Annotated in this window: 3 protein-coding genes; all 3 read left to right on the top strand. The window is 70.0% G+C overall.

The annotated features are described in order from the left end of the window. Window positions 1-206: 206 nt before the first annotated feature. Genes LLH23_21380 through LLH23_21370 form a run of 3 tightly spaced genes read left to right on the top strand, consistent with a single transcriptional unit; the run spans window position 207 to window position 2661 of the window. A complete protein-coding gene (locus LLH23_21380) occupies window positions 207-1601 on the top strand; it encodes an FHA domain-containing protein (protein ID MCE5241023.1) in 1395 nt (464 codons plus the stop codon). Window positions 1602-1603: 2 nt separating this feature from the next. Then, window positions 1604-2059: a dUTP diphosphatase gene (dut, locus tag LLH23_21375; GenBank protein MCE5241022.1), complete on the top strand. Its 456-nt coding sequence runs from the start codon at window positions 1604-1606 to the stop codon at window positions 2057-2059. Between the two features lie 20 nt (window positions 2060-2079). After that, entirely contained in the window at window positions 2080-2661 is a 582-nt protein-coding gene (locus tag LLH23_21370) for a peroxiredoxin family protein (GenBank protein ID MCE5241021.1), read from the top strand. Window positions 2662-2760: the final 99 nt, after the last annotated feature.

The raw sequence follows: 2760 nt of genomic DNA, 5'->3' as shown, positions 1-2760 counted from the left end.
CTGGGGGAGCCGGTCCGTCACGCGGCTTGCACGGCATCGGCGGCGGAGATCGGACGCATGCTCCACGGCCTCATCAACAGCATCCGCCGCCGCCAGTAGCTACGGTTGACGTGCACTTGCCGTTGCCGTGCACCTGCCGTTGCCGTTCACTTGCCACTTGGCACTTGCCACTTGCCACCTGACGCTTGCCTCTCCCGGAGGCGTACATGACCGACGACAACGGTCGCGAACAACCCGACATAGACCTGTCGCTGGATGACCTCGACGCGGAGGAAGCGCCGGTCGGCTTGCCGCCGGCCGCTCCTGTGCCGCCACTGGCGCCCACCGAGAGCGTGCTGGTCATTGACAGCCTCGACCTGGACGATGTGGCCGCGCCGCCACCCGCGCCTGCCGGGGCGCCGGCCTACCCGGCCGCCAGCCAGTACCCGGGCGTGGAGCCCGGCGCCTATGCCGCCCTGCCCAAGGGCAAGAAGGGCGCCCTGGCCGGCGGGCTGGTGGGTTCGCTGCTGATCCAGATGGCCATTGCGGGGGCGTTGGGCGGCATCCTCGCCTGGGGGCTGACCGAGCCGGTCGCCTACCTGGGCGATGCGGGCAGCTCCGGCGAGTTGGGCACCTATGTCGTGATTTGCCTCGCCATCGCCATCGCCGCCGCGGCGGGCCTGGGGATGGCCCTGGGCTTCTCGCAGTGGAGCGCCGGCGGGTCGGGGAGCTATCTCGGGCCCCTCGCGGGCCTGGGCGTGGGCGCGACGTTGGGCGCCGCTGCCGTGGGCATCGGCTACCTGCGCACCCATGGCTACGAGCACTCCGAGGACACGGCGGTGCTCTACACGATGGTCTTCGCCGGTCTCATCGGCTCGTGCACGGGCCTGTGCATCGGCGTCGTGGATGGTATCTACTCGGGCAACCTGCGCAAGGTCGCCATCGGCGGAGGCATTGGCCTCGGCAGCGGCCTGTTGTGCGGCGCGCTGGGCGGGATGTTCGCCCAGCTCGTCTACGGCACGCTGTCGCCCGACAGCCAGGAGCTGAGCGTCCAGCAGATCATCGCGCGCACCATCGGCTGGGGCATCGCCGGGCTGGCGGTCGGGGTGGGGCTGGGGGTGGCCCACGGCTTGCCGGCCAAGTCGGTCAAGAAGATCGTCAACGGCCTGATGGGCGGCGCGGTCGGCGGCTTTGCCGGCGGGTTCCTGTTCGATCCGCTGGGCATGGCCCTCGGTGGGCTGGGGAGCCGCCTGCTGGCCATCACGCTCATTGGCGGCCTCAGCGGCGCTGCCATCGGCCTGATTGAGGAGCTGCGCAAGCAGGCCTGGCTGGCGGTGGTGGGCGGGCCGCTGACGGGCAAGCAGTTCATCGTGTACAATCAGGTCACGACCATCGGCAGCTCGCCCAAGTGCGACATTGCGCTGCTGAAGGACCCGCACATCGCGCCCCAGCACTGCGCGCTGGAGGCGGCCGGGGGTGTCTACCAGTTGCGCGACCTGGGCGCCGGGACGCTGGTCAACGGACGGCCCATCCAGCGCCAGGCCCTGCGCGCCGGCGATGTGATCCAGATCGGGAGTACGGCCCTGGAGTACCAGGACCGCGCCATACAGGCAGGAGGATAGGCTTGGCAGACCCGGTACGTGTCGAAGTGTTGATCGAGCCCGAGGGGCAGGGGCTGGAACTGCCTCGCTATGAGACCGAGCATGCGGCGGGGCTGGACCTGCGGGCCGCCATCTCCGAACCGCTGGTGCTGGAGCCCGGCGCGCGGGCTCTGGTGCCCACGGGGCTGCGGATCGCTCTGCCCGACGGCTACGAGGCGCAGGTCAGGCCCCGCAGCGGCCTCGCCATCCGCCACGGCATCACCGTGGCCAACGCGCCCGGGACGATTGACGCGGACTACCGCGGGCCGCTGTGCGTGGGGCTCGTGAACATCTCCCAGGAGCCGTTCACCATCAACCGGGGGGACCGCATCGCGCAACTCGTCATCGCCCCGGTCAGCCGCGCCGAGCTGGCCCTGGTCGAGGTGCTCGACGAGACCGCGCGCGGAGCCGGGGGGTTCGGGCATACGGGGACGCACTAGACGGGGGGTGGAGGGTGACCATGTGGAGCAAGCTTCCCGTGTTTGCAGTCGCAGTTCTGGCCGTGCTGGTGCTGGTAGGAGGGTGCAGGCAAACAGCAGGCCCCACAGCGCAGACGCCGCCCGTAGCGGCGCCCGTGACGCCTCCGCCGTCCACGCAGGCGGGAGCGCAGGCCGACGGTGTGGGGAAGAGGGCCCCGGACTTCACCGTCACGGACATTGACGGCAAGACGCACAGCCTCAAGGACTACGCCGGCAAGATCCTGGTGGTGGACTTCTGGGCGACGTACTGCAAGCCGTGCGTAGAGCACCTGCGCGACTACGACGATGCGGCCTACGAGTTGGGCAAGCAGGGCGTGGAGTTCCTGGCGCTGTCCAACGGGGACAGCGAGGCCGAGATCAAAGGCTGGCGTCCCGAGGGCTTCGACATCCCCCTGGCGGCGCTGGACGACAAGACCCACAAGGCCTTCTTCGGGGACGTCGCGATCGTGCCCATCCCCCAGGTGCGGATCATTGACCGCAAGGGCATCCTGCGGTATTCCCTCGGGCCCGACGCCACCTCAGCCCAGGTCAAGGACGACATCAAGGCCCTGCTGGCGGAGTAGGGCCGCGATTCATCGCGCCGCTGCGACTTCTGAAGCTTGGGTATGTAGGGCAACAGTCAGGCGGCGGGTGCCGCGTCGTGTGCGGCGGGCCCCGCCGCC

It is taken from the genome of bacterium (genome assembly GCA_021372615.1).
Classification (GTDB): domain Bacteria; phylum Armatimonadota; class Zipacnadia; order Zipacnadales; family UBA11051; genus JAJFUB01.
This window is presented reverse-complemented; position numbering and strand designations above follow the sequence as displayed.